Annotated in this window: 23 protein-coding genes; 12 read left to right on the top strand and 11 right to left on the bottom strand. The window is 69.6% G+C overall.

Going from position 1 to position 25,455, the window contains the following annotated elements; translation table 11 throughout:
* Window positions 1–9: 9 nt before the first annotated feature.
* Window positions 10–4,554 (top strand): ATP-dependent helicase, encoded by a 4,545-nt coding sequence (locus C8D87_RS30205; RefSeq protein WP_170166632.1) that lies wholly within the window; start codon window positions 10–12, stop codon window positions 4,552–4,554.
* Here the strand turns inward: C8D87_RS30205 and C8D87_RS30200 are convergent, their stop codons facing one another.
* A complete protein-coding gene (locus C8D87_RS30200) occupies window positions 4,555–5,541 on the bottom strand; it encodes a 1-aminocyclopropane-1-carboxylate deaminase (RefSeq protein ID WP_112229220.1) in 987 nt (328 codons plus the stop codon).
* Complete coding sequence (locus C8D87_RS30195; protein ID WP_112229219.1) at window positions 5,538–6,173, bottom strand: GntR family transcriptional regulator; 636 nt, start codon at window positions 6,171–6,173, stop codon at window positions 5,538–5,540. Before C8D87_RS30195 ends, C8D87_RS30200 begins: the two co-directional genes overlap by 4 nt.
* A gap of 51 nt (window positions 6,174–6,224) precedes the next feature.
* Here C8D87_RS30195 and def point away from each other — a divergent pair, with 51 nt between their 5' ends.
* Window positions 6,225–6,737: a peptide deformylase gene (gene def, locus C8D87_RS30190; protein WP_112229218.1), complete on the top strand. Its 513-nt coding sequence runs from the start codon at window positions 6,225–6,227 to the stop codon at window positions 6,735–6,737.
* Here def and C8D87_RS30185 read toward each other — a convergent pair.
* Both C8D87_RS30185 and C8D87_RS30180 read right to left on the bottom strand, forming a co-directional pair.
* The gene (locus tag C8D87_RS30185) at window positions 6,734–7,294 is read right to left on the bottom strand and encodes a GNAT family N-acetyltransferase (protein ID WP_109640531.1); all 561 of its coding nucleotides are present in this window, start codon (window positions 7,292–7,294) and stop codon (window positions 6,734–6,736) included. The two genes, def and C8D87_RS30185, sit on opposite strands and share 4 nt — an antisense overlap.
* Window positions 7,291–7,779: a YbaK/EbsC family protein gene (locus tag C8D87_RS30180; RefSeq protein WP_233440110.1), complete on the bottom strand. Its 489-nt coding sequence runs from the start codon at window positions 7,777–7,779 to the stop codon at window positions 7,291–7,293. The genes C8D87_RS30185 and C8D87_RS30180 overlap by 4 nt, the downstream gene beginning before the upstream one ends.
* 203 nt (window positions 7,780–7,982) lie before the next feature.
* On the opposite strand from C8D87_RS30180, the gene C8D87_RS30175 reads away from it, so the two are divergent.
* Window positions 7,983–8,387 (top strand): SAV_6107 family HEPN domain-containing protein, encoded by a 405-nt coding sequence (locus C8D87_RS30175; protein WP_109640533.1) that lies wholly within the window; start codon window positions 7,983–7,985, stop codon window positions 8,385–8,387.
* Entirely contained in the window at window positions 8,384–9,130 is a 747-nt protein-coding gene (locus C8D87_RS30170; RefSeq protein ID WP_233440111.1) for a maleylpyruvate isomerase N-terminal domain-containing protein, read from the top strand. Before C8D87_RS30175 ends, C8D87_RS30170 begins: the two co-directional genes overlap by 4 nt.
* Here the strand turns inward: C8D87_RS30170 and C8D87_RS30165 are convergent.
* Window positions 9,107–10,672 (bottom strand): alkaline phosphatase D family protein, encoded by a 1,566-nt coding sequence (locus C8D87_RS30165; protein ID WP_112229217.1) that lies wholly within the window; start codon window positions 10,670–10,672, stop codon window positions 9,107–9,109. The two genes, C8D87_RS30170 and C8D87_RS30165, sit on opposite strands and share 24 nt — an antisense overlap.
* A 24-nt stretch (window positions 10,673–10,696) precedes the next feature.
* On the opposite strand from C8D87_RS30165, the gene C8D87_RS30160 reads away from it, so the two are divergent.
* Window positions 10,697–11,191 (top strand): VOC family protein, encoded by a 495-nt coding sequence (locus tag C8D87_RS30160; protein WP_112229216.1) that lies wholly within the window; start codon window positions 10,697–10,699, stop codon window positions 11,189–11,191.
* A 63-nt stretch (window positions 11,192–11,254) separates the two neighbouring features.
* Window positions 11,255–11,662, top strand: coding sequence for a hypothetical protein (locus C8D87_RS30155; RefSeq protein WP_112229215.1), 408 nt, complete (start codon window positions 11,255–11,257; stop codon window positions 11,660–11,662).
* Window positions 11,663–11,780: 118 nt separating this feature from the next.
* On the opposite strand, the gene C8D87_RS30150 is transcribed toward C8D87_RS30155, so the two are convergent.
* Window positions 11,781–13,433, bottom strand: coding sequence for a DUF885 domain-containing protein (locus tag C8D87_RS30150; RefSeq protein WP_112229214.1), 1,653 nt, complete (start codon window positions 13,431–13,433; stop codon window positions 11,781–11,783).
* A 106-nt stretch (window positions 13,434–13,539) separates the two neighbouring features.
* Here C8D87_RS30150 and C8D87_RS30145 point away from each other — a divergent pair, with 106 nt between their 5' ends.
* Complete coding sequence (locus C8D87_RS30145; protein WP_109640661.1) at window positions 13,540–14,193, top strand: DUF3153 domain-containing protein; 654 nt, start codon at window positions 13,540–13,542, stop codon at window positions 14,191–14,193.
* On the opposite strand, the gene metF is transcribed toward C8D87_RS30145, so the two are convergent.
* On the bottom strand, window positions 14,190–15,083 hold the full coding sequence (gene metF, locus C8D87_RS30140) for a methylenetetrahydrofolate reductase [NAD(P)H] (RefSeq protein WP_112229213.1): 894 nt from the start codon (window positions 15,081–15,083) through the stop codon (window positions 14,190–14,192). The two genes, C8D87_RS30145 and metF, sit on opposite strands and share 4 nt — an antisense overlap.
* Window positions 15,084–15,187: 104 nt before the next feature.
* Here metF and C8D87_RS30135 point away from each other — a divergent pair, with 104 nt between their 5' ends.
* The 3 genes from C8D87_RS30135 to C8D87_RS30125 all read left to right on the top strand — a co-directional run bounded on the left by C8D87_RS30135 (window position 15,188) and on the right by C8D87_RS30125 (window position 18,731).
* A complete protein-coding gene (locus C8D87_RS30135; RefSeq protein ID WP_411711470.1) occupies window positions 15,188–16,255 on the top strand; it encodes a polyprenyl synthetase family protein in 1,068 nt (355 codons plus the stop codon).
* Between the two features lie 104 nt (window positions 16,256–16,359).
* The gene (gene mptB, locus C8D87_RS30130) at window positions 16,360–17,874 is read left to right on the top strand and encodes a polyprenol phosphomannose-dependent alpha 1,6 mannosyltransferase MptB (protein WP_170166630.1); all 1,515 of its coding nucleotides are present in this window, start codon (window positions 16,360–16,362) and stop codon (window positions 17,872–17,874) included.
* Window positions 17,871–18,731: a phytoene/squalene synthase family protein gene (locus C8D87_RS30125; protein WP_112229212.1), complete on the top strand. Its 861-nt coding sequence runs from the start codon at window positions 17,871–17,873 to the stop codon at window positions 18,729–18,731. Before mptB ends, C8D87_RS30125 begins: the two co-directional genes overlap by 4 nt.
* An 8-nt stretch (window positions 18,732–18,739) precedes the next feature.
* Here the strand turns inward: C8D87_RS30125 and C8D87_RS30120 are convergent, their stop codons facing one another.
* Window positions 18,740–19,138, bottom strand: a complete 399-nt coding sequence (locus C8D87_RS30120) for a hypothetical protein (protein WP_109640541.1) — start codon at window positions 19,136–19,138, stop codon at window positions 18,740–18,742.
* Between the two features lie 69 nt (window positions 19,139–19,207).
* Window positions 19,208–19,573, bottom strand: coding sequence for an Rv2175c family DNA-binding protein (locus tag C8D87_RS30115; RefSeq protein WP_233442358.1), 366 nt, complete (start codon window positions 19,571–19,573; stop codon window positions 19,208–19,210).
* Between the two features lie 77 nt (window positions 19,574–19,650).
* Here C8D87_RS30115 and pknB point away from each other — a divergent pair, with 77 nt between their 5' ends.
* Window positions 19,651–21,660, top strand: coding sequence for a Stk1 family PASTA domain-containing Ser/Thr kinase (pknB, locus tag C8D87_RS30110; RefSeq protein ID WP_112229211.1), 2,010 nt, complete (start codon window positions 19,651–19,653; stop codon window positions 21,658–21,660).
* A gap of 72 nt (window positions 21,661–21,732) precedes the next feature.
* Here the strand turns inward: pknB and C8D87_RS30105 are convergent, their stop codons facing one another.
* Window positions 21,733–23,121, bottom strand: a complete 1,389-nt coding sequence (locus C8D87_RS30105; protein ID WP_109640543.1) for a class II 3-deoxy-7-phosphoheptulonate synthase — start codon at window positions 23,119–23,121, stop codon at window positions 21,733–21,735.
* Between the two features lie 164 nt (window positions 23,122–23,285).
* Between C8D87_RS30105 and C8D87_RS30100 the strand changes: the two genes are divergently transcribed.
* Complete coding sequence (locus C8D87_RS30100; RefSeq protein WP_112229210.1) at window positions 23,286–24,293, top strand: DUF2891 domain-containing protein; 1,008 nt, start codon at window positions 23,286–23,288, stop codon at window positions 24,291–24,293.
* 117 nt (window positions 24,294–24,410) lie between these two features.
* Here the strand turns inward: C8D87_RS30100 and C8D87_RS30095 are convergent, their stop codons facing one another.
* The gene (locus C8D87_RS30095) at window positions 24,411–25,439 is read right to left on the bottom strand and encodes a 6-phosphofructokinase (protein WP_109640664.1); all 1,029 of its coding nucleotides are present in this window, start codon (window positions 25,437–25,439) and stop codon (window positions 24,411–24,413) included.
* Window positions 25,440–25,455 lie beyond the last annotated feature (16 nt).

The following is a 25,455-nucleotide window of genomic DNA, read 5'->3' as shown; positions in this document are numbered from 1 at the left end:
ATGGTGCCCATGGACGTGATGGAGGCTTTCTCACCGGCGACCAGGCAGTGGTTCGCCGGGGCTTTCGCCGCGCCCACCCAGGCGCAGACCGGCGCGTGGGCGGCCGCGGCGGCGGGCGAGCACGCGCTGGTCATCGCCCCGACGGGTTCCGGCAAGACGCTGGCCGCGTTCCTGTGGGCACTCGACCGGCTGGCTGCTTCCGGCGCACCCGCGGAGCCGAAAAAACGGTGCCGGGTCCTTTACGTCTCGCCGTTGAAAGCGCTGGCGGTGGACGTCGAACGAAATCTGCGCGCGCCGCTGGCCGGGATCCGGCAGGCCGCGCACCGGCTGGGACTGGCGGAGCCGTCGATCACGGTCGGGATGAGGACGGGCGACACGTCCCCGGAGGAACGGCGGGCGTTCGGGCGCACTCCGCCGGACGTGCTGGTGACGACGCCGGAGTCGTTGTTCCTGCTGCTGACCTCGTCGGCGCGCGAGTCGTTGCGCGGCGTGGAGACGGTGATCGTCGACGAGGTGCACGCGGTGGCCGGCACCAAACGCGGCGCGCACCTCGCGTTGTCGCTGGAACGGCTGGACGCGCTGCTCGAACGGCCGGCGCAGCGGATCGGGCTGTCGGCGACGGTGCGGCCGGTCGAGGAGATCAGCACGTTCCTCTCCGGCGGCCGCCCGGTGTCGGTGGTGCAGCCGAAGACTCCCAAGACCATCCAGGTCGAGGTGGAGGTGCCGGTCGAGGACATGTCGCTGCTCGGCCAGCCGACGGGTGAGGTCTCGGGCTCGGCGGCGGGAGCCGAGCAGCGCGCCTCGATCTGGCCGTCGGTCGAGGCACGGGTGCTCGAACTGGTGCGGGCACACCGGTCGACGATCGTCTTCGCGAACTCGCGGCGACTCGCCGAACGGCTGACCGCGCGCCTGAACGAGCTCGCGGAGGAAGCCACCGAGCTGGAGTCCTTCCCGGCCGAGGCGATCGGTCAGTCGGGGCTCACGGTCCAGAAGACCGCGTCCGTGGCCCGCGCGCACCACGGGTCGATGTCACGCGAGCAGCGCACGGCGGTGGAGGAAGACCTCAAGTCCGGGCGGCTGCCGTGCGTGGTGGCGACGTCGTCGCTGGAGCTCGGCATCGACATGGGCTCGGTCGACCTGGTCGTGCAGGTCGAGGCGCCGCCGTCGGTCGCTTCGGGGCTGCAGCGCGTCGGCCGCGCCGGGCACCAGGTGGGCGCGGTGTCGCGGGGCGTCATGTTCCCGAAGTTCCGCGGCGACCTGGTGTCGTGCGCGGTGGTGGCGGAGCGGATGCAGAACGGCGCGATCGAGGCCGTGAAGTTCCCGCGCAACCCGCTGGACGTGCTGGCACAGCACATCGTCGCGATGGTGGCGATGGAGACGTGGACGGTCGAGGAGCTGACCGCGCTGGTGCGGCGGGCGGCGCCGTTCGCCGGGCTGCCGGACTCGGCGCTGCACGCGGTGCTGGACATGCTGTCGGGCCGGTACCCGTCCGAGGAGTTCGGCGAGCTGCGGCCGCGGATCACGTGGGACCGGGTGAACTCCGAGCTGCGCGGGCGGCCCGGCTCGCAACGGCTCGCGGTCACGTCCGGCGGCACGATCCCCGACCGCGGGCTGTTCGCGGTGATGACGCCGCCATCGGAGAACGGTCCCGGTTCACGGGTCGGCGAGCTCGACGAGGAGATGGTCTACGAGTCGCGGGTCGGCGACACGTTCCTGCTGGGCACGTCGTCGTGGCGGGTTGAGGACATCACCCACGACCGGGTGATCGTGGTGCCCGCGCCGGGTCAGCCCGCGCGGATGCCGTTCTGGAAGGGCGACGCACCGGGCCGTCCGCTGGAACTCGGCCGCGCGATGGGCAAGTTCCTCCGCGAAGTGTCCACGATGGAGGATTCGGCCGCTCGCGAACGGGCCGCCTCCGCCGGGCTGGACAAGTGGGCGACGGACAACCTGCTGGCGTACCTGAGCGAGCAGCGGGAGGCGACGCGGCACGTCCCGAACGACAGAACCGTTCTGGTGGAACGGTTCCGCGACGAGCTGGGTGACTGGCGGCTCGTGGTGCACTCCCCGTTCGGCGCCCAGGTCAACGCGCCGTGGGCGCTGGCGATCGCGGCACGGCTGCGCGAACGCCGTGGCGTCGAGGTGCAGGCGGCGCACTCCGACGACGGCATCGTGCTGCGGTTGCCCGACGCGCTCGACTTCGAGGGCGTGGAGATCACGGCGAGCGCCGAGGACGTGCTGCTCGATCCCGACGAGGTCGAACAGATCGTGGTGGCCGAGGTCGGCGGCTCGGCGTTGTTCGCGGCCCGGTTCCGCGAGTGCGCGGCCCGCTCGCTGCTGCTCCCCCGCCGTGATCCGAAACGGCGCACCCCGTTGTGGCAGCAGCGGCAACGCTCGGCGCAGCTGCTGTCGGTGGCGGCGAAGTACGAGCGGTTCCCGGTGGTCCTGGAGGCGATGCGCGAGTGCCTGCAGGACGTCTACGACGTGCCGGGCCTGCGCGAGCTGATGTCGGACGTCCGCGCGCGCCGGGTCCGCGTGGTCGAGGTGGAGACGCCGTCGCCGTCGCCGTTCGCCCGCAGCCTGCTCTTCGGGTACGTCGGCATGTTCCTCTACGAGCTGGACGCTCCTCTGGCGGAACGCCGTGCGGCGGCGCTGTCCCTCGACTCGACGCTGCTCGCGGAGCTGCTCGGCTCCGAGGCGATCCGGGAACTGCTGGACCCGGAGGTCGTGGCCGAGGTCGAGCGCAGCCTGCGGCGCCTGACCGAGGACCGCCGCCCGCGGCACGCCGAGGACACCGCGGACCTGTTGCGGTTCTTGGGAGATCTCTCCGACGCGGAGGCTCTCGAACGCGGCGTGCCCCGCGCGTGGCTGGACGAGCTGGTGTCCGCGCGCAGGGCGATCCGCGTCCGGATCGCCGGTGAGGAACGCACGATCGCGATCGAAGACGCCGGCCGGGTCCGCGACGCGCTCGGTGCCGCGCTCCCGGTTGGTGTCCCTGAGGCGTTCACCGAACCGGTGGCCGATCCGCTGGGCGACCTGCTGAGCCGCTATGCCCGCACCCACGGCCCGTTCGCCGCCGCGGAACCCGCTGCTCGCTTCGGTCTGGGCGTGGCCGTGGTGACGGGCGTCCTGGAACGGATGGCGGCCACGGGCCGGCTGGTCCGCGGTGAGCTGCGGCCCGGCGGCACGCACACCGAATACTGCGACGCGGACGTGCTGCGCCGCCTGCGCCGCGCCTCGCTGGCCCGCCTGCGTTCCGAGGTGGAGCCGGTCGAACCGGCGGCGCTGGGCCGGTTCCTGCCGTCGTGGCACGGTCTGGGCCGGCGGCTGCGTTCGGCGCCGACGGTCGACGACGTGTTCTCGGTGGTGGAACAGCTCGCGGGAGCGCCACTTCCCGCGAGTGCCTTGGAATCCCTGCTGCTGCCCTCCCGGCTGCCGGGCTACTACCCGGCGCTGCTGGACGAGCTGACCGCCTCCGGCGAGGTGACGTGGACGGGCTGCGGTTCGCTGGCCGGTGGCGACGGCTGGATCGCGCTGGCCCCGACGGACGTGGCCGATCTGCTGCTGCCCGACCTGGTGCCGGAGTCGATCCCGGAGTCGCCGCTGCACACGGCGGTCCTGGAGACCCTGTCCGGTGGCGCGCTGTTCTTCCGGCAGGTGGTCAACCGGGTCTCGCTGTTCGTGGAGTGCACAGACGCCGAGGTCGTCGGCGCGCTGTGGGACCTGGTGTGGGCGGGCCTGATCACCAACGACACGCTGTCTCCGCTGCGCGCGTTGGTGTCCGGTGGCGGCGCGGCCCACAAACCTCGCCGCAGCGCTCCGCGGGGTCGCTACGCCCGGCTGCGGGCGGCTCGTCCGGACATGCCGTCGCGCACGGGTCCGCCGACGGCCGCGGGCCGCTGGTCGCTGGCGGTGAGCCCGGCGGAAGACCCGACTCGCCGGGCGCACGCCAGAGCCGAGGCTTTCCTGGAACGCCACGGCGTGCTGACCCGTGGCGCCCTCGACACCGAACGCGTGACCGGTGGGTTCAGCGGCGTCTACAAGGTCCTGCGGGCCATGGAGGAATCGGGCCAGGTGATCCGCGGCTACGTCGTCGAAGGGCTGGGCGCGGCCCAGTTCGCGGCGCGCGGCGCGGTGGACCGGCTGCGGGCGTTGTCCCGTCCGCCCGGTCAGCCGGCGCAGGCCGACCAGGCTGCCGTGGTGCTCGCGGCGGCCGACCCGGCCCAGCCGTACGGTGCCGCGTTGCCGTGGCCGGATCCGCTGGGAGAGGGCAAACACCGGCCGGCGCGCAAGGCCGGTGCGCTGGCGGTCCTGGTCGACGGCAGCCCGGCGCTGTACGTCGAGCGGGGCGGCAAGTCCCTGCTGTCCTTCACCGACGACGACCCGACGTTGCGCGTCGCCGCGAACGCGCTGAGCCGGGCGGTCCGTGACGGCTGGCTCGGTCAGCTCGCCGTGCAGCGGGCCGACGGCGAGGTCGCGCTGACCTCGCACCTCGCGACGGTGCTGCAGGAAGCGGGTTTCCGTGCCACACCGAAGGGACTGCGGTTGAGAGCTTGATCAGGCGGGGAAGAGCGAGCTGTAGGCGTTCAGGGCCGGCTGGCCGCCGAGGTGGGCGTAGAGAACCGTGGAGTCGCGGTCGATCTCACCCGACGACACGAGGTGGATGAGGCCTGCCAGCGACTTCCCCTCGTAGACGGGGTCGGTGATCATGCCTTCGAGCCGGGCGCCGAGCCGCATGGCGTCCACTGTCGACTCGTCGGCGATGCCGTAGGTGCCGGCGTGGAAGCGGTCGTCGAGGAGGATGTCCTTCTCGGACACCGTGACCTCGCGGAGCTTGGCGGTGTTGTGGGCGATGCGGGTGATCTGGTCGAGAGTCTCGGCGGGCTTGGCGGACGCGTCGATGCCGAGCACGCGGCGGTTGGCGTCGTTCGCGAAACCGGCGACCATGCCCGCCTGGGTGCTGCCGGTGACCGAGCAGACGATGATGGTGTCGAAGAAGACGCCCAGCTGGGCTTCCTGCTGGCGGACCTCGTCGGCCCAGTTCGCGAAGCCCATGCCGCCCAGCGGGTGGTCGGAGGCGCCGGCCGGGATCGGGTAGGGCTTGCCGCCGGACGCGCGGACGTCCTCGATGGCCTGTTCCCAGGCGGGTTTGACGCCGATGCCGAACTCGGCGTTCACCAGGCGGACATCGGCTCCCATCATGCGGCTGAGCAGGATGTTGCCCACCCGGTCGTGGCCCACGTCGGTCCAGTCGACCCAGCTTTCCTGCACCAGCACGGCTTTCAGGCCCGCGCGCGCCGCGGCGGCCGCTACCTGGCGGGTGTGGTTGGACTGGATGCCGCCGATCGACACGAGGGTGTCGCAGCCGGTGGCGAGCGCGTCGGCGACGAGGTATTCGAGCTTGCGCGTCTTGTTGCCGCCGTAGGCGAGGCCGGAGTTGCAGTCCTCGCGCTTCGCCCAGACCGAGGCGCCGCCGAGGTGCGCGGTCAGGCGGTCCAGGCGGTGGACCGGCGAGGGACCGAAGAGAAGCGGGAATCTGTTCACAGTTCCTCCTGCAGCGTGCTCCAGTTCTTGTCGACCAGGGTCGAGGCCAGCGCGTGGTCGCCTTGCTCGCACGCCTCGATGATCTGGTCGTGCTGGGTCACGGAGTGACGGGCGTTGGGCGAGGAGAACCTGCTGTGTTCGAGGCGGCGGACCAGCGGGGTGTAGCGGTCGATGGTCGCGGCGATCGCGAAGTTGTTGCAGCGGTGGACGGCCACCGCGTGGAACTCGTCGTCGGCGGCCAGGGCGGCGACGGCGTCGTTGGCGTCGAGCGCCTTCTTGAAGGCCTTGTTCGCGGCGCGCATCGCGGCGATGTCCTCGGCCGTCATCGACCGCGACTTCACGACCAGGCCGGTCGCGAGGGAATGCATCGACTGCACGACAACGAGCGCGTCGAGCACCGGCTCCGCTTCCAGCGCGGTGACACGGGTGTACGCGTGCGGCTTGGTCTCGACGAGACCCTCGTCGGCCAGCGTGGCGAGCGCCTCGCGCACCGGGGTGCGGGAAAGACCGAGCTTCTCGGCCAGTTCGACGTCCTTGATGGCGGTGCCCGGTTCGAGGTCGCCGCGCACGATCGCCGACCTGATCTCGGCGGCCGCCCGCTCCTTCAGTGACCCATATCCAATATATTGCATATTGGTGAGAGTAGGGGCGTGGTCCGGTGATCGCAACCTAGGCTGGACGGCATGGCAGTACGCGATATCCGATATTTCGGTGACCCGGTGCTGATGAGCCGTGCCGGCCCGGTGACGCGGTTCGACCGCAACCTCGAAGCGTTGATCAGCGACCTGCTCGACACGGTGAAGCCCGACGGGCGAGCCGGGCTCGCGGCGCCGCAGATCGGGGTGGGGCTGCGCGCGTTCAGCTACGACGTCCCCACCGAGGACGGACGGCTGACCGGGTACGTGATCAACCCGGAGATCGTCGAGTTGTCCGAGGAGACGCAGGACGACGGCGAGGGATGCCTGTCAGTGCCAGGACTTTGGTACCCGACGGTGCGCGCACAGGAGGCCGTCGTGCGTGGCGTTGATCTGCGCAACGAGCCTGTGGTCGTGCGCGGAACCGGATTGCTGGCGCGGTGCTTGCAGCACGAGACCGATCATCTCGACGGGAAGCTGTACCTGTCCCGGCTCACTCCGGAGCTGCGGCGCAAGGCGTTGCGCGCGGCACGGGAGTCGGAGTGGTTCTGGGCGAGCTAGAGAGGCAGCATCCGGCCGAGCACCGCGAACGGGCGCGGGTCGCCGGTGAACTGGTAGTGCCGCAACACGTCCAGGAAACCGACGCGCCGGTAGAGCTTCCACGCCTTGCTCGGGCCTTCGGGCGTGGACAGCAGCACGCGGGACGACGGCACGCTCTCCAAGAGCCGGCGCAACAGGTCCTCGCCGAGGCCACGGCCCTGCGCGCGCGGCAGCACGTGGAGCTCGGTCAGCTCGAAGTAGTCGGTGAGCCAGTCCTCGACGACGGAGGGTGACGCGACGGCCATCAGCCCACGCCGCACCTGCTCGTGCCACCACTGCCCGGCGGCGCCGCGATAGCCGTACCCGATGCCGACGAGCTCGTCCTGCTCCCCCAGCGCCACGACGCAGCGCCAGTCCTCCCGCATCATGTGCGCGAGCCACATCGGGGCACGCTGCTCGACGGTGCTGGGCGGGTAGTTCATCGCGGTCACGTACAGCGCGAGCGCTTCACCGAGGCGGAGGTTCAGCTCGGACGCGGACATCTCGACGATGCGCTCCAGGCGTGGCGACGCCGTCATGACGACACCACCGCCACACGTCCGCCCGTCAGCGCCACCAGTTCCGCGAAGGTCGTGGGGTACACGGCGTGCGGATGTCCCGCGGCCGCCCAGATCTCCTCGTAGCCGGACAACGCCTCGTCCACCACCGTCTCGATCGGCGCTGGGTGCCCGACCGGCGAGACCCCGCCGATCACCTGGCCCGTGTGCTCGCGCACGAACTCCGGGTCGGCGCGCTTCACCGCGTCCGCACCCACCAGTTCGGCGACGAGTGACGTGTCCGCCCGGTGCGCACCCGAGGTCAGCACCAGCAGCGGGGTCGCCACGCCGTCGCGCACCGCGGCGAACAGCAGGCTGTTCGCGATCGCGCCGACCTGCACGCCCACCGCGTCCGCTGCGGCTGCCGCGGTCCGCACGGCGTCCGGCAGCACGACGATGCGTTCGGCGGTGGCGGGTGGCAGGGCTTCGGCGACTCTGCGGATTCCAGGGTGTTCGAGCGCACTCACATCACCATCAGACCACGACTGACCCCCACGTGGTGGGGCGGGTTGAGGAATCCATCGGCCGGGAGCTACGCTGAGAGGGACTCGAACATGTGTTCGAGTCGCACCATGCCCCGGAGGTGGGGTGGGGGAAGCACCCCACCTCCGGGAGCCGCCGGCTTCCCCTCGGCGGAGACGTCGTTCACCGACGCCACGAGGAGGCCGAGATGACTGCCATCGACTTCCCCATCCCGTTGCCACCCGCATCCGCGCTCGCGCTGCTGCAGCAGGCTCGCGACTCGCTCGCCGAGTCGGAGCGCACGCCGGAGCCGCCGGAGCGGTTCGCCACCGCCTATCTCGCCGCGTTGCGTGCTGCCGCCGCGGTGCTCGCGTTGCGAGGACGGCCCCATCGCGGGCGTTCGAAGCCGACCAGCGCGTGGGTGCTGCTCGCCGCGATCGCGCCGGAAATGCAGGAGTGGGCCGCGTTCTTCGCGTCGTGGTCATCCACGCGTGCTGCTGTGCTCGCAGGCATCACCAGACACGTCAACGCGCGCACGGCCGACGACCTGGTGCGTCAGACCGATCAGTTCGTGACTCTCGTCGACCGCGTGATGAACGAGGCGAGGCGGTGAACTCACTGGAGGTGTTGCGTCGTGAGGCAGAACTGCTCGCCATGTCCGCGATCGGCCAGCCGCCGCACAAGGGTGTGCCCGCGTGTCCTGGGCTCAATCTCGGGGAGACCGTCCGGCACGTCGGCAGCGGTTACCGCATCGCGCTGGCGTGGATCAGGCTCGGCCGCAAGCCCGAAGCCGGGGAATGGCAGGAGTTTCCCGCGGACGGCGAAGACCCGTTGGACTTCATGCGTTCGGGCGCGGAGGCCGTGATCGAGGAGTTGAGCGCGCACGAGGAGAACGAGCCGTGCGCGACGTGGTGGCCGGTGCAGCAGAACTACGGGTTCTGGCGGCGACGGCTCGCGCACGAGACGACGTTGCACCGCATGGACATCCAAGGTGCCGCCGGGATGGAGGTCGGCGCCGTCGCCGACGAGGTCGCGATCGACGGTGTCGACGAGGTGCTCACGTTGTGGCTGGGGCACAAGCTGGACGTGCTCGGCGTGCGGGGGTCACGGGACGGGCTGGTCGCCATTCGGGTCGGCGACGACGAGTGGCTGACGCGTTGTGGTCCGCACGGTGCGTCGGCATGGCGTGTCGTCAATCCGGAGGACGCCCACCTGGCCGACGCGCAGGTGTCGGCGCTCCCGATGACGATGTACCGCTGGCTGTGGGGCCGGCTGCCCGACCGGATGGTCGAGGTGATCGGCGACCACGACGCGATCGCACAGCTGTGGGCACTACTGCGGCTCGCGACCAAGTAACACCGACGCGGTTTCCGCTCCCGTTGCCGAGAACAGCCGGTAGCAGGCGCGGCGGCCGTCGAACTCCAGCAGTGCCACGGAGTTCCCGAAGTGCGGGCCACTGGTCTTACGCCAGCGCACCAGGTCCTTCGGCACGCCGACGAGGCTCGCGAGACGCCGGAACACCCACGCGGCGATGCGGGACCACGACAGCCGGAAGATCGGCAGGAACACGTCCGGCGGCTCGTTGTGCACAGGGGAGCACACGAGCTGCGTGACGGTCGCCTTGGTCGGCGCGGGGAACTCGGCTTCGGCGACGTAGCTGTGGTGGACGTCGCCGGAGAGCACGCACACCGTTGCGGCGCCGTTGTTCGCGACCTTCTCGATCATGCGGGTGAGCCGGTCGAACGACTCGCGGAACGCCGGCCAGTGTTCGAGGTCGGCGGCCTGCCTGATCTTCTCGGCCGCTCGTCCCTGCCAGCCCTTCTTGCGCGCGCCGATCTCGTTGAGGGACTGGAAGTGGCTGAGCGCGTGCGGCATCAGCCACGGCAGCGACGAGCCGATCAGCAGATGGTCGTACTCGCCGTCGGCGTTGCGTTCGAGCCACTCGAACTCCGCGTCGCTGACCATCTTCCGCCGGCCGTTCTCGAGGATGCGGCCGCAGCGCGTGTCGACCATCAGCAGCCTGGCGCGGCCGAAGTCGCGGCGGAAGCTCCACCACGTGGACTTGCGGCCTTCCGTTTCCTTGTCCGCCTCCTCGGCGAACTCCTCCAGCAGCGGCAGGACGTCCGTACCCTGGGCCCGCACCTTGGCGTACAAGGGATCCCTGGCGAGCTCCTCCGGGCCGAGGTTGCCGAGGTGCTGGTACACCCAGTACGAGGAGATGGCGCCACGAATCCTGTTGCGCCACCAGGGTTTGTCCTTCATCTCCGCGCGCCACGCGGCGGAGGTGTTCCAGTCGTCGCGCACGTCGTGGTCGTCGAAGATCATCGACGTCGGGACGACCGACAGCAGCCACCGGATCTCCGGGTCACCCCAGGTCTCGTGGTAGAGGCGGGCGTACTCGGAGAAGTGGACGACCTCACCGTCGGGTTCGTGCGTGCCGTGGCGATGATCGCGCAGCCACTGCTTGGTGGCCTCGGTGGGTTCGTCGGCGTAGACCTGGTCTCCCAACAGGATCAGCGCCTGCGGCCACTCCTGTTCGGGTGTGTGCATGAGCCGTTGCGCGAAGGCGTCGAGGGCGTCGGGGCCGACCGGCTGGTTCGGCGCGGCACGGCACGACCCGAAGGCGATCCGGCGGACGTCGCCGGTGCGGATCACGGGTTTGGGAAACGTGCTGCCGGGTTCGGGCCAGACGGTCTGCTTGTCGAGCTGGACCTCGTACTCCGTGCGCGGGCCCAGGTTTTCCAGTCGGACGAGGGCGAAGTGCTGGCCACCGACCTGGAACGTACGCGCGGTGTGCCCCGCGATCGTGACGTCGCAGGAGACATCCGTCTCGACCCACACGGTCGCGGACGTCTCGTTGACATGTCTGAGGAGCGGTCCGAGCACCAGCTTCGCCACCCGCGAGACAGTACCCTCGCACGCGTGGAAATCACGTTCGACGCAGCCGATCCCTCCGCCCTGGCCGCGTTCTGGTCCGAGTTCGCCGGTGACGAGCTCAAGCTGACGTTCGTGTGGAGCGACGCCCCGAAGATCGAGAAGAACCGGGTGCACATCGATCTCGCCTCGACGTCGCCCGAGCACCAGGCGGACATCGTGGCGCGGGCCCTGAAGCTCGGCGCCGAGCACGCCGACATCGGGCAGCGAGACGTGCCGTGGGTCGTGTTGCGCGATCCGCAGGGCAACGAGTTCTGCGTCCTGGAACCCCGGCCCGAGTACACCGGCGTGATCGCGGCCGTCGTCGTCGACTCCCCGGATCCGCTGGCTTCCGCTCAGGCGACCGGGCATCCGGTGGTGCGCAGCGGTGACGGGTTCGCCTCGGTGCGGCCGGAACCGGGCCCGTGGCTGGAGTTCGTGCGGACCGACGACTCGGAGCCGATCACCAACCGAGTGCGCGTTCGGTGGGCGCCCGCGTCGTAACGACTTCCCGCGATCCCGCGACAGGCCGTCCGTCGAATCCGCCGCCGCAGGAGGACGTGCCACGTGAGCATCTGGGAGAGGCTGTCGGTTCAGGAGAAGGTCCGTGAAGCGCTCGGGACCGTGACCATCGTCAACGACTCTGGCCACCACTTCGGCCGTCCCTACATGACCGCGTACCAACTCGCGATCAAGGTCGACCGGGCGCACCCGGAGATCGCCAAGGAGCTCAAGGCCGAGGTGGGAGGCACCGGCAAGGGGTACAGCCTCGCGCAGTACCTGGCCCACCAGCTGTCGCAGCGCATCAAGAGCGGTGGCGACGACTTCGAGATCGAAGGCGCCTTCCTGTCCAACGACGACGTGCGCAGGCTGACCTACTCCGGCCCCGATGGCGAGCCGTTCGACAGCAGCCTCACCGGCACCGGTTTCGACATCTCGATGTTCCGGCTCCGGCGCCCTCACCCCGCCGGGTAGCACCCCGCCAGCGATATCCGATATATCAGTTATGCAAAAGACGTTTGCGGACGTCCGCAAACGTCTTTTGCATAAGGGCGGGTTTGCGCAGGTCAGAGTGCTGCGGCGGAGAGGTGGGTCAGAGGGCCGCCAACCGTTCACGCAAGGTGTCGAGGCCCATCGAGCCCATCTCCAGGGCGTCCTTGTGGAAGCGCTTTAGATCGAAGTCGGCGCCCTTGCGGGCCCGTGCGTCCTCGCGAGCGGCGAGCCAGAGGCGCTCGCCGATCTTGTACGCCGGTGCCTGGCCCGGCCAGCCGAGGTAGCGGTCGATCTCGTCGCGGGCCGCCGCGGGCTCCTGCAGCGTCCTCGTCAGCAGGAACTCGAGACCGAGCTCCGGGGTCCAGCGCTCACCGGGGTGGAAACCGGTGCCGGCGGGGATCTCCAGTTCCAGGTGCATGCCGATGTCGATGATCACGCGGGCCGCGCGGAACAGGTGCGCGTCGAGCATGCCGAGCAGGTCGCCGTCGTCGTCGAGGTAACCGAGCTCGCGCATGAGGCGTTCCGCGTAGAGCGCCCAGCCCTCGCCGTGGCCGGAGACCCAGCACATCAGGCGCTGGAAGTTGTTGAGCGTCTCCGCCTGGTACACCGCCGTCGCGCACTGGAGGTGATGTCCCGGCACGCCCTCGTGGTAGACGGTCGAGGTCTCGCGCCATGTCGGGAACACCGTCTTGTCCTCGGCGATCGACCACCACATGCGGCCGGGGCGGGAGAAGTCGGCGGTCGGCGGCGTGTAGTAGGCACCGACGCCACCGCCGGGCGGCGCGATCTTGCACTCGAGGTTCATCAGCGCGTCCGGCAGTTCGAAGTGCACGTCGCGCAGGTCGAGCAGGGCCTTGTCGGACAGCTCCTGCATCCACGCCTGCAGCCCGTCCTTGCCGTGGACCTGGTAGCGCGGCTGCTCGTCGAGGTAGGCGGCCGTTTCGACCAGTGAAGCGCCCGGCTTCAACCGTGCCGCGACCTTCTTCATCTCGGCCTCGATGCCGAGGAACTCCTCCCAGCCCCACGCGTACGCCTCGGCCAGGTCGAGCCGCGACCCGGTGAAGTAGCGCGAGCCGAGGCGGTACCGCTCCTCGCCGACCGCGTCCTTCTCCGGCGCCTGGGGTGCCAGCGACGTCCGCAGGAACGAGGCGAACTCGGCGTACGCGGAAGCAGCGGCGGCGGCACTGGCGTCGAGAGAGGAACGCAGCGCGCCGTCGGCACCGGACGAGGCGACGAACGAGGTGAAGAACGTCGAAGCCCAGACGTCGCACTGTGCGGCGACCTTGGTCACCTGACGCAGCGCGGAAACGTGGCCACGGGAAGCGGCGTGTGAGAGAGAAGCGCGCAGACCGTCCAGAGCTGTGGGCACGGCGGAAAGACGACGCCCGATGGTGGCCCAGTCTTCCGGCGTGTCGGTCGGCATCTGGTCGAAGATGTCGCGCACCGACTGGATCGGGCTGGCGATCACGTTCAACGACGACTCGGTCTGGCCGAGCTCGTAACGCTCGTGCTCGAGGCCCGTTCGTTCGAGGAAGACGGCGCGTGCCGCTTCCTCGGAAGCATCCGCGGGTTTTGCGGCGGTGATGTCCGCCAGAGCGCGGACGGCGAGTTCGTCGCGCGCCGCGTGCCCTTCCGGCGAGAAGTCCGTCAGCTGGTCATCGGATCCCGCGAAGCCCAGGGTGGTGGCGGTGATGGGGTCGAGCGCCACGTAGTCGCTGACGTACTTGTTGCTGATCTCGTGCACGGATGCCATGGCGCGAAACGCTACCTCGCGGCCCACGGCACCAAAAGGTAGTTAGTCAAGCTCACGACCAATGGAGGTACTGCGTCGTTTGGACCGTGCTGGCAGGATGTCCGCCGTGCGTCGATCCCGGGCACTTCTGGTGCCGGTCTTCCTGCTGCTCACCCTGTTCTCGTTGAGCGGTTGCGTTCGTGTGTACGCGGCCATGGCCGTGTCGGACGACGACCGCGTCTCGGGTGAGATCGTCGCGGCCACGCCGCCCACGCAGGACAACGACCCCGGTCCCCAGCTCAAGGTGCCGCCGGAGCTCGCGAGCCGCGTGACCACCAAGCCGTACCGGGTGGAGGCGTACGCGGGCACACAGTTGTTCTTCAACGGCCTGTCGTTCGAGGAGATGCGCACGCTCTCCTCCGCCACCAGCTCGTCGAACAGCCGGTACAGCATGAACTTCCGCCGGTCGGGTGATCTTGTCACGCTCTCGGGCTCGGTCGACCTCACCCAGGTGCCCGTGGAACGCGCGGACATCCAGGTGAAGGTCAGCTTCCCCGGCAAGATCGTGAACACCAACGGCCGTGAGGAGGAGAACAACACCATCGCGTGGTCTCCGAAACCCGGTCAGGCGTCGATGCTCCAAGCGACCGTGCAGTACGCGGGCGAGGAGTCCGGCTCGTTCTTCGGCTGGGCGCTGCTCGTCGCCGGGCTCACCGGCGGTGCCGCGCTGATCGTCGTCGTGCTCGCTCTCATCGCGCACAAGCGCAACGTGATGACCTAGACGCGGGTCACCAAACCCAAGCGCCCCAGCACTTCCTTCGTCGCCTTCGACCGGTTCATCGTGTAGAAGTGCAGCGCGGGCACGCCTTCCTCCAGCAACCGCTGGCACATCTCGGTCGCGATGTCGATGCCCGTGGCGCGGAATCCCGCGGGGTCGTCGGCGTACGGCTCCAGCCGCCGCGAGATCTCCACCGGCAGGTCAGCGCCGGACAGCTCCACGATCTTGGCCAGGCCGCGCGCGGACAGCATCGGCATGATCCCCGGCAGGATCGCCGCCGGACAGCCGGCCTCCGCCACCCTGTCGCGCAGCCGCAGGAACGGCTCCGGCTCGTGGAACAGCTGCGCCACCGCGTAGTCCGCGCCCGCGTTGAGCTTGCGCAGCAGGTACTTCAGGTCGGTGTCGAGGTCGCTCGACCGCGGATGCCCGTACGGGAACGCCGCCACGCCGACGCAGAAGTCGCCGAGCTCGCGCACGAGCCGGACCAGCTCGTCGGCGTAGTTGAGGCCCTCGGGGTGCGCGACCCACTCGCCCATCGGGTCGCCGGGAGGGTCGCCGCGCAGCGCCAGGATGTTGCGCACGCCGATCGCCGCGTACCAGCCGATCACGTTGCGCAGCTCGGCCACCGAGTGGTCGACGGCGGTCAGGTGCGCGACCGGCAGCAGCGTCGTCTCCTGCGCGATCCGGCCGGTGGCGCGGATCGTGCGGTCCCTTCGCGACCCGCCGGCGCCATAGGTGATCGACACGAAGGCCGGGTCCAGGCCTTCCAGCTCGCGAACGGCCTTCCACAGGATCTTCTCGTCCTCGGCGTCCCGCGGTGGCAGGAACTCGACCGAGAACTTGGGGGCCGAGACACTGGACTGTCCCTGTAGCCGCTCCACCACCGACGTCATGGGTACAACCCTAATGGCATTTCCGCCAGGTGAGACTTCCGCTCACCATGTGGTACGCGGGCCCCGCCATGCGGGTGGTCCCGGACACAGCGGACCATGGACATGTGTCCCACCACCCGATCGATGTTGCCCTGCCCCAGCACGTCGAAGCAGCGTTGACCACGTACCTGGCCTCCCGGCGCGCGTCGGGCGAGGCGATGGACCCGAGCTTCGCGAGCGCGGTGGACGCGCTCTCGGACTTCGTGCTGGGCGGCGGCAAGCGCATCCGCCCGACCTACGCGTGGTGGGGGTGGCGCGCGGCGGGTGGTGATCCGGATGGTGAGCTCGCGGACGAGGTGCTCACGGCGGTCAGCTCGCTGGAGCTCATCCAGGCGTGCGCGCTGATCCACGACGACCTGATGGACGCCTCGTCGGTGCGCCGGGGCAAGCCGACCGTGCACATCGCGTTCGGCGCGCGGCACCGGGAGCAGGGCTGGCTCGGCTCGTCGGAGCGGTTCGGCATGTCGGCCGCGGTCCTGATCGGCGACATCGCGCTGGCGTGGGCGGACGACATGCTCTTCGCCGCCGGGCTGCCCTCCGAGGTGCTGCGGCGGATGAGCGAGCCGTGGCGGGACATGCGCACCGAGATGCTCGCGGGCCAGTACCTCGACGTGCTGACGCAGGCGCGGGGCGACTCGTCCGCGGACGCGGCGCTGCGGATCGACCGGCTCAAGACGGCCGCGTACACCGTCGAACGGCCGTTGCACATGGGCGCGGCGATGGCGGGCGGCTCGCCGGAGCTGATCGACGGGCTGCGGGCGTTCGGTGCCGACATCGGCGTCGCGTTCCAGCTGCGCGACGACCTGCTCGGCGTCTTCGGCGACCCGGAGGTGACCGGCAAACCCGCTGGTGACGACCTCGCCGAGGGCAAGCGGACGCTGCTCGTGGCGCTCGGCATGCAGTTCGGCGCCGATATGTTGGATATCGCTCTGGGCAAACCCGACCTCGACATCGACACCGTCGAGGAGGTCCGCCGCGCGCTCGTGAAGGTGGGTGCCGTCGACGCCGTCGAGGAGCGCATCGAGGAGCTCACGAAAAGCGCGCTGGCCGCCCTCGACGCGGCTCCCGTGGCCGAGCCCGCGGCGACCAAGCTCGCCGACCTCGCGATCAGTTCCACGAAGCGGGCGTTCTGAAGTCGATCATGAGTCACCGGACTGGTTTCTTCATTAACTCCTCGTGACCAGTCCGGGCTGTTGCTTGCTGACGCTTCCACGCCTTGTGCAACGATGTTCGGGCGATGGCAGCAACTCCGTCTCTCCCCCGCACGAGCTCCGAGGTGTCTCCGCTGGAGCCTTCACCTGTCGTGCGCGCGAACACCTACGCCATCCCCATCCGCACGACCATGCTCGGCCTGCTGGGTGTGGCGCTGATCGCGCTCGGCGGCATGGGTGCGGGCGCGATTCTGGAGCGCGATCCGCTGCTCACCCAGGTCGGGCTCAGCTGGCTGCGCTACGGCCACGGTCACGACCTCGCGAGCATGGTGCTGTACCTGGGCCTGGGCCTCGTGATCTGGGCGTGGGTCCGGCTCGGCCGCCTCGTCCGGTGGGGTGAGATCGGCGACTTCGCGGTGCTGGTCGCGGTGACGGTCTGGACGTTGCCGTTGCTCTTCGCGCCGCCGCTGTTCAGCAAGGACATCTACAGCTACCTGGCGCAGGGCCAGCTCGCGCTGACCGGGTACGACCCGTACGAGGTCGGGCCCGCGGTGCTGCAGAGCACGCTCAGCGAGAACGTCAGCTGGGTGTGGCAGCACACGCCGGCGCCGTACGGGCCGCTGTTCATCCTCGTCGCCAAGGCGATCGTGTGGGCGACGAACGCGAGCGTGATCCTCGGCGTCGTCGCGATGCGGTTCGCGCTCGCGGGCGGGCTGGTGCTGCTGTGCTGGGCGCTGCCGGGCCTCAGCCGTCACCTGGGCGGCAAGTCGGCGATCGCGCTGTGGCTGGTGGCCGCGAACCCGTTGCTGCTGATCCACCTGGTCGGTGGCGCGCACAACGACCTGCTGATGATCGGGCTGATGGCCGCGGGTGTGCTGCTGGTGCTCGACCGCCGGCACATCGTCGGCTTCGTGCTGCTCGCCCTCGCGTTCTCGGTGAAGGCGACGGCGATCGTGATCGTGCCGTTCCTCGTCTGGATCTGGGCCGCGCGGCTCGACGGCGACAAGCGCACGCAGTTCCGCAAGGCGCTGGTGCCCGGCCTGGTGGCGTTCCTCGGGACGTTCGCCGCGTGCACGCTCGTCGCCGGCGTGACCCTCGGCTGGATCCCGGCGCTGCGCAGCTCGTCGATGATCATCAACTGGCTGTCGATCCCGAGCGCGGTCGGCGACTTCGTGCGCATGGTCGTGAACTGGTTCGTCTACGTCGACGGCGGCATCTTCATCGGCGTGGCGCGGGCGCTCGGCTCTGCGGTGCTGATCTGGATCGCCTACACGCAGTGGTGGGCGGCGCGTGACGGCGACGTCCGCGACAGCATCCGGCGCGGCACGCTGACGATGCTGGCCGTCGCGTTGCTGTCCCCCGCGACGCTGCCGTGGTACTTCAGCTGGCCGCTGGCGCTCGCCGCCGGGTTCGCCTGGAGCACGGGCGCGCTCGTGACGGTGACGGTCGCCTCGGTGTTCCTCTTGCTGGTGACGTACCCGAACGGCGACACGGCGCTGTACTCGTGGGGCTACCTGTTCTTCGCCCTGCTCGTGTCGGCGCTCGCGGCGCGGTCGCTGGTGAAGCCGGACCCGTTCGGCCTGTCCACCCGCTACGAATGAGTCTCGACACCGCCTATGCCGCCTGCCGCCGGGTGAACGCGCGGTACGGCAAGACCTTCTTCCTGGCCACGACGCTGCTGCGGCCCGAACAGCGACCCGCGGTGCACGCGCTGTACGCGTTCGCGCGGTGGGCCGACGAGATCGTCGACGCGGCCGGGGTCGACGACCGTCAGGGCGAGCTCGACCGGTTGGAGCGGATGCTCGACAAGGAGCCGTCGAACCCGGTCCTGCACGCGCTGGCGGACACGATGCGCCGCTACGACATCAACCGCTCGCTCTTCACGGACTTCCTCGCGTCGATGCGGATGGATCTCCACGTCACCGAGTACGCCGACCTCGACGCCCTCGGCGTGTACATGCACGGCTCGGCGGAGGTCATCGGGCTGCAGATGCTGCCCGTTCTCGGCACCGTCGTGCCCCGTGCGGACGCCGAACCGTACGCGGCCCGGCTCGGGGTGGCGTTCCAGCTGACGAACTTCCTGCGCGACGTCGGCGAGGACCTCGACCGCGGCCGCGTGTACCTGCCGCAGGACGTCCTCGTCGCGCACGGTGTCGACCGCGACCTCTTGCAATGGTGCCGACGAAGTCGTCGCGCGGACGGCCGCGTGCAACGGGCGCTCGGCGAACTCGTCGCGCACTCGTATGCGATATATCAGTCGGCCGAACCGGGGATCGCGATGCTGTCGCCGTCGTCGCGGCCCTGCATGCAGACGGCTTTCACGCTGTATCGCGACATCCTCGGGCTCATCGGCTGCGAGGTGCTGTGGCGGAGGGTCGCTGTGCCGAACTCACGACGTCTCGCGGTGGCAGTGCCCGGCGCGGGCCGGGCACTGCTCGCACGTGCGATGACCAGATGAACCCGGCTTTAGATGACGACGACGCCGACGATGTTGGACGTCGCGGAGGCGTAGACGCTGGTGCCCGCGAAGTAGAGGCGCAGGTCAGCGGACGCGTCGATGGTGAGCTTCGCGGTGAACGTCGAGTTCGGCGCGCAGGACCTGGTGTAGATGTTGGTCCACGTCGACGCACCGACCCTGACCTGGGCGAACACGTCGAGACCGAGGGTGAGCTGACGCTCGCCCTGCGCGCCGAGCTTGCCCTTGATCTGGAGCTGGTTGCCCTTCTTCAGCTTGACCGTGGCGCCACCCGCGTCGAGTTCGAGCGTGGTCGGCTTGGCCTGCACGGCCGGAGCCGCGGTGGCTGCGACCGGCGAGAGGAGCAGCCCGACGGCGGTGACGCCGGCGAGCAGTGTCTTGATGATCATGCGCACCAGTTCAGGGGTTCCGGGCGTCTCTCGCCTGCGGAGAAGCCCGGAACCGCCACATCGTGTGAACTAGAAGCCCATGGCTTGCGCGCGTCGCTTTACCTCACGCCCACGGTCTCCGCGCAATGCTTCGATCGGAGTGCCAGGGAGGCTCTCGTCCTCCGTGAAGAGCCAGCGCAGAATCTCGTCCGTGGAGAAGCCCTGGTCGCGCAGCACCGTGATGGTGCCGGGCAGACCCTTCACCACACCTCCGGCAGCGAGGAATGCTTCGGGGACGACGAGAACGCCGTCGCGCCGCTCGGCGAGCAGTTGCCCGTCGCGCAGCAGTTGGTGGACCCGGGTGACCGGAAGTCCCATTCGGTCGGCCACCTCGGGGAGGGGAAGAACCTCCAGATCGGCAGCCAGTACATCCGCAGCGGCAGGAATCGCACTCACGGGGGTCACGATGCCATAACCGAACTGTGAACGCCCTTCCGCCAACCGGGTCATCCTGAGCTTTACCATCTCGCACTGTGGAGAGGTCGGTTTCGAACGTGATGGGTGGACTGCTCGAGCAGCGCTACCGGGTGGACTCCGTGCTCGCGCGCGGTGGCATGTCCACCGTCTATCGAGGTCGCGACACCCGCCTCGATCGTGATGTGGCGATCAAGGTGATGGATCCGCACCTGACGGCGGACCCGGCCTTCGTCGCGCGTTTCGAGCGCGAGGCCCGCGCGGCGGCACAGTTGCACCACCCGGCGGTGGTGTCCGTGCACGACCAGGGCGTCGACGGTGACCAGGTGTACCTGGTGATGGAGCTGATCGACGGCGGAAACCTCCGTGACCTGCTGAATCAGCGCGGCAAGCTGCCGCCCGCGATCGCGTTGAGCGTTCTCGGCCCGGTGCTGTCCGCGTTGGGTGCCGCTCACCGGGCCGGACTGGTGCATCGGGACGTGAAGCCGGAGAACGTGCTGATCGGGCCGGGCGGCCAGGTCAAGGTGGCGGACTTCGGGCTGGCCCGCGCGATCGCCGAGAACGGCGTCACGAGCGACAGCGAGATCCTCGGCACTGTGGCCTACCTCTCACCCGAACAGGTTGAGACGGGTGCTGCGGACGCGCGCAGTGACGTCTACTCGGCCGGAATCGTGCTCTACGAGATGCTGGCGGGGCAGGCGCCGTATCGCGGCGACACGGCCATCTCAGTGGCCTATCAGCACGTGACCTCGGACGTCCCATCCATCCCGGACGTCCCCTTGGCGCTCGACACGCTGGTGCGCAAGGCGACGCGGCGCGACCCGTCGCTGCGGCCGGCGAACGCGGACGTGTTCCTCGCCGAGCTGGAGCGCGTGGGGTCGGAGGTCGGCCTGACGCCGCAGCCGGTGCCCGTACCCGGCACGGCGCCCGAGAACGACAGGACGGTCGTCATGCGGCCGGTTCCGGTCGCGGTCGGCGCCACTCCCCCGTCGATCGCCGAGGCGACCCGGCCGGTGCAGCCGGTGCAGCCGGCGATGACGACCGTCAACACGGGCCCGCCGACGCCGCCGCCGGGCATCTCGGCCACCCGCACGATGGCGCGGCCGGAACCGCCGCGGCGGCGCCCGCCGCAGAACCGGAAACCGAAGGTCGACCCGGTCGAGGAAGCGCGCAAGCGCAAGAAGAGGCTCTTCATCATCCTGGGCTCCGTGGCCGGCGTGCTGGTGCTGATCGGCGGCCTGTTCACCTGGTACGTCGGCGCGGGCCGCTGGACGACGGTGCCCCCGGTGGTCGGCCAGACCGAACAGAACGCGACGCAGCTCATCCGCAGCGCCGACCTCACCGCCTTGGTCGACAAGGTGCCGTCCGACGACGTGCCGAACGGCCAGGTCATCAGCACCGATCCCGCTCCGAACACCGAGCTGCGCAAGAACCAGCCCGTGAAGATCGTCGTGTCGCGCGGCAAGCCCGTGGTGCCGTTCGTCAACGTCGGCGTCGACGTCGAGGCCGCGACCAAGGAGATCGAGGCGGCGGGGCTCAAGGCGATCAAGGACGCCACGAAGGACGCGTTCCACGACACCGTGCCGATCGGCAAGGTCGTCGCGCTGGATCCGCGTCCCGGCACGGCGATCAAGACCACCGACCCGGTGACCCTGGTGCTGAGCAAGGGCCCAGCGCCGCGCAGGCCGGTGCCGAACGTCGCGGGCAGGTCGAAGGACGAGGCGTTCGCCGAGCTGCAGCGCGCCGGTCTGGAGCCGGTCGAGGCGAGCGGTGAGGACGCCGCCGACGGCGACGAGGCGCGCGCAGTGCGGACGGATCCGCCGGCGGGCACGGTGCTGGAGGGCACGGCAAACAAGCGCGTCACCGTGTTCTTCCAGAGCAACAAGGAGGTCGAGGTCCCCGAGGTGACGCGGTTGAAGGTGCGCGAGGCCAAGGAGGAGCTCGAAAAGCTCGGTCTGAAGGTGAAGGTCGAGTTCAACAAGAGCAACAACGCGACCGTCGTGAACCAGTCGATCCCGCCGCGCACACGGGTGAGGCGCGGCACGGAGATCACGATCGTCGGTCTCTGATCAGGACAAAGCGAAGGGCCCCGCGTTCTCGACGCGGGGCCCTTCGTTCTTCAGCTCGTCTTCAGGAAACTTCTACGAACGCAGCATCTCGGCGACGAGGAACGCGAGCTCGAGCGACTGCTGCGTGTTCAGGCGCGGGTCGCACGCCGTCTCGTAGCGGCCGGCGAGGTCGTCGTCCGAGATCTCCTGCGCGCCACCCAGGCACTCGGTGACGTCCTCACCCGTCAGCTCGATGTGGATGCCACCGGGGTGCGTGCCGAGCCGGCGGTGCACCTCGAAGAAGCCCTGGACCTCGTCGACGATCCGGTCGAAGTGCCGGGTCTTGTAGCCGGTGCTCGACTCGTGCGTGTTGCCGTGCATCGGGTCGCACTGCCAGATGACCTTGTGGCCGCTCGCCTCGACCTTCTCGATGATGGCCGGCAGCACGTCGCGCACCTTCTGGTTGCCCATGCGCGAGATGAGCGTCAGGCGGCCCGGCTCGTTGCGCGGGTCGAGACGCTCGACGTACTCGACGGCCATCTCCGGCGACGTCGTCGGGCCGATCTTCAGGCCGATCGGGTTCGCGAGCATCTCCGCGAACGCGATGTGCGCGCCGTCGAGCTGACGGGTGCGCTCACCGATCCACACGAAGTGCGAGGACAGGTCGTACAGCTTCGGCTGGTCACCGGTGGTGTCCAGGCGCAGCAGCGCACGCTCGTAGTCGAGCAGCAGCGCCTCGTGCGAGGCGAAGATCTCCGTGCCGTGCAGCGACTGGTCGTTGACGCCGCAGGCCGACATGAACTTCAGGCCGCGGTCGATCTCGCTGGCCAGGGCCTCGTAGCGCTCGCCGGCGGGCGAGGTGCGCACGAAGTCCCTGTTCCAGTCGTGCACCCGGTGCAGGTCGGCGAGACCCGCGCCGGTGAGCGCACGCAGCAGGTTCATGGCCGCGCCGGCGTTGGCGTAGGCACGGATCATGCGGCCGGGGTCGGGGATCCTGGCCTCGGGCGTCGCGACCAGGGAGTTGATGATGTCGCCGCGGTAGGACGGCAGGCCGAGCGCGTCGATGTTCGACGAACGCGGCTTGGCGTACTGGCCGGCGATGCGGCCGACCTTCACCACGGGCAGGCTCGCGCCGTAGGTCAAAACCACGGCCATCTGCAGCAGGGTCCGGATGTTCGCGCGGATGTGCGGCTCGGTGTTGTCCGCGAACGTCTCGGCGCAGTCACCGCCCTGCAGAAGAAACGCCTCACCGTTCGCGACCTGCGCCAGTTGCGTGTGCAGCCGGTCGATCTCGGCGGGCACGGTGATCGGCGGCACGCTCTCGAGCACGGTCCGCACGCGACGCACCTGTTCGGCGTCGGGCCATTCGGGCTGCTGGGCGGCCGGGCGCGACAGGGCGTCGTCCAGGCGCTTGCGCATTTCCGGAGGCAGCGGCGGAAGCTCGGGAAGCGTGTCGATGGGCACGTCCACGGTCCAGTTCACGCTGCTCATCCTAGTTGTCCCACACTGAGAGACCCGGCCGGGCCTGTCAGCAGTTGCACGGGTGCCGGCACGGATGCCGCCCGATGGTGTATTGCGAGTGAAGTCTGTTACTTGTCAACTATCGACCTCTGCCCTGTTGAGACAACGCCCTGCATGATGTGGCCATGAACGCCACCCGGCTGGATGACAGCACCGCGACCCGGCTGCTGGCCATCGCGATCGACAACATCCAGCGCGATCACCCGGTGCACTGGACACACGTCATCGACGGCGACGATCGGCTGATACCGCAGCGGGTCCTGCACCCCGTGTTCGCCGGGTCGTTCGACTGGCACTCGTGCGTGCACCAGACGTGGCTCGCCGTGCGGCTGCTGCGGCTGCGCCCGTCGCTGCCGGGCGCCGACCTGGCCCGTGACGCGCTGGACAAGCTGGTCACCCCCGACAACTGCGCCGTCGAGGCCTCGTTCTTCGCCTCGCCGGCGGGGCGGCACTGGGAACGGCCGTACGGGTGGGCGTGGCTGCTGCTGCTCGACGCGGAGCTGCGAACCTCCGGCCTGCCGTGGTCGGTGGCGCCGATCGCGGACGTGCTGCGCGACCGGTGGCTGGAGTGGATCTCGGCAGCGCGGCTGCCGGTGCGGACGGGGACCCACGGCAACACCGCGTTCGCCACCGGCCTGGTGCTGGACGCCGCTCAGGTGAACGGGGACTCCGAGCTGGCTTCTGCGTGCGTGGACGCCGCCTTGCGGTGGCACCGGGACGAGGTCGCGTACGGCGGGTTCGAGCCGGACGCCGCGGACTTCCTGTCGCCCGCGCTGACGACGGCCGACCTGATGCGCCGTGCTCTGAACGCCGAGGATTTCGCCGCGTGGTTCGACGCGTACCTGCCGGACCTCGACGCGGAACGGTGGCGCGTGCTGCGCGAGCCCTTCCCGGTCGACGATCCCAGCGACCCCTACGGCTCGCACCTGGCCGGGCTCGCGTTGTCGCGGGCGTGGAACTGGGAGGCGATCGCGGAGTCGCTGCCGGACGGGCACCGGTATGCCGAACTGGCCCGGACCGCTTCGGCATCGCATCGCGAGGCCGGGTGGACCTACGTGTTCGGCGGGCACGGCTACATGGCCGACCACTGGCTCGGCACGTTCGCCGCCTACCTCGACGTGAAAGCCTTCTGACCTGCGCAAACCCATCCTTATGCAAAAGACGTTTGCGGACGACCGCAAACGTCTTTTGCATAACTGATATATCGGCGGGCCGGCACGGCGTTGTGACGGCACGCGATATATCGGATATCAGGCCCCGAAGAAGACCTCGGCCTCTTCGTAGCGCTCCGTCGGAACGGTCTTGAGCTCGGCCGTCGCCTCCGACAGCTTCACGCGCACGATGTCGGTGCCGCGCAGCGCGACCATGACACCGAAGTCGCCATCCGCGACGGCGTCGACGGCGTTGAGGCCGAAGCGGGTCGCGAGGACGCGGTCGTACGCGGTCGGCGTGCCACCGCGCTGGATGTGGCCGAGGATCGCCGCGCGCGACTCCTTGCCGGTGCGGTCCGCGATCTCCTCCGCGAGCCACTGGCCGACGCCACCGAGGCGGACGTGACCGAAGGCGTCGCGCTCACCGGAGTGCAGCACCTCGGCGCCGCCCTCGGGCATCGCGCCCTCGGCGACGACGATGATCGGCGCGAACTCGCGCTCGAAACGGCGCTCGACCCACTCGACGACCTTGTCGACGCTGAACGGGCGCTCCGGGACGAGGATGACGTTCGCGCCACCCGCGAGACCCGAGTGCAGCGCGATCCAGCCCGCGTGCCGGCCCATGACCTCGACGACGAGCGCACGGTGGTGCGACTCGGCCGTGGTGCGGAGGCGGTCGATGGCCTCGGTCGCGATGTGCACGGCCGTGTCGAAGCCGAACGTGTAGTCCGTGGCGCCGAGGTCGTTGTCGATGGTCTTCGGCACACCGACGACGCCGATGCCGTCGTCGGTCAGCTTCTTGGCGACACCCAGGGTGTCCTCGCCGCCGATGGCGATCAGCGCGTCGACCTTGTTCTCCGCGAGAACTTCGCGGATGCGGTCGACACCGCCCTCGACCTTGTAGGGGTTGGTGCGCGACGAGCCCAGGATCGTGCCACCGCGCGTGAGAATGTCCTCGACGTCCGTGAGACCGATCGGCTTGGTGAGGTTCTCGATCGGGCCCTGCCACCCGTTGCGGAACCCGACGACCTCCCAGCCGTGAGCCTTGATTCCCTTGCGGACCACGGCCCGGATCACGGCGTTCAGACCGGGGCAGTCACCACCGCCAGTGAGCACACCGATGCGCATCTGCTTGCCCAATCTC

This window comes from Lentzea atacamensis, assembly GCF_003269295.1.
Lineage (GTDB): Bacteria > Actinomycetota > Actinomycetes > Mycobacteriales > Pseudonocardiaceae > Lentzea > Lentzea atacamensis.
This window is presented reverse-complemented; position numbering and strand designations above follow the sequence as displayed.

Bases quoted from the DNA above. Each gene is read 5' to 3' on its own strand.
- C8D87_RS30150 (WP_112229214.1), bottom strand. From the start codon at position 13,433: ATGGCATCCGTGCACGAGATCAGCAACAAGTACGTCAGCGACTACGTG.
- C8D87_RS30120 (WP_109640541.1), bottom strand. From the start codon at position 19,138: ATGATCATCAAGACACTGCTCGCCGGCGTCACCGCCGTCGGGCTGCTC.
- mptB (WP_170166630.1), top strand. From the start codon at position 16,360: ATGGCAGCAACTCCGTCTCTCCCCCGCACGAGCTCCGAGGTGTCTCCG.
- def (WP_112229218.1), top strand. From the start codon at position 6,225: ATGGCAGTACGCGATATCCGATATTTCGGTGACCCGGTGCTGATGAGC.
- C8D87_RS30195 (WP_112229219.1), bottom strand. From the start codon at position 6,173: ATGCAATATATTGGATATGGGTCACTGAAGGAGCGGGCGGCCGCCGAG.
- metF (WP_112229213.1), bottom strand. From the start codon at position 15,083: ATGACGTCGGTGGTGGAGCGGCTACAGGGACAGTCCAGTGTCTCGGCC.
- C8D87_RS30185 (WP_109640531.1), bottom strand. From the start codon at position 7,294: ATGACGGCGTCGCCACGCCTGGAGCGCATCGTCGAGATGTCCGCGTCC.
- C8D87_RS30205 (WP_170166632.1), top strand. From the start codon at position 10: ATGGACGTGATGGAGGCTTTCTCACCGGCGACCAGGCAGTGGTTCGCC.
- C8D87_RS30175 (WP_109640533.1), top strand. From the start codon at position 7,983: ATGACTGCCATCGACTTCCCCATCCCGTTGCCACCCGCATCCGCGCTC.
- C8D87_RS30095 (WP_109640664.1), bottom strand. From the start codon at position 25,439: ATGCGCATCGGTGTGCTCACTGGCGGTGGTGACTGCCCCGGTCTGAAC.
- C8D87_RS30125 (WP_112229212.1), top strand. From the start codon at position 17,871: ATGAGTCTCGACACCGCCTATGCCGCCTGCCGCCGGGTGAACGCGCGG.
- C8D87_RS30100 (WP_112229210.1), top strand. From the start codon at position 23,286: ATGAACGCCACCCGGCTGGATGACAGCACCGCGACCCGGCTGCTGGCC.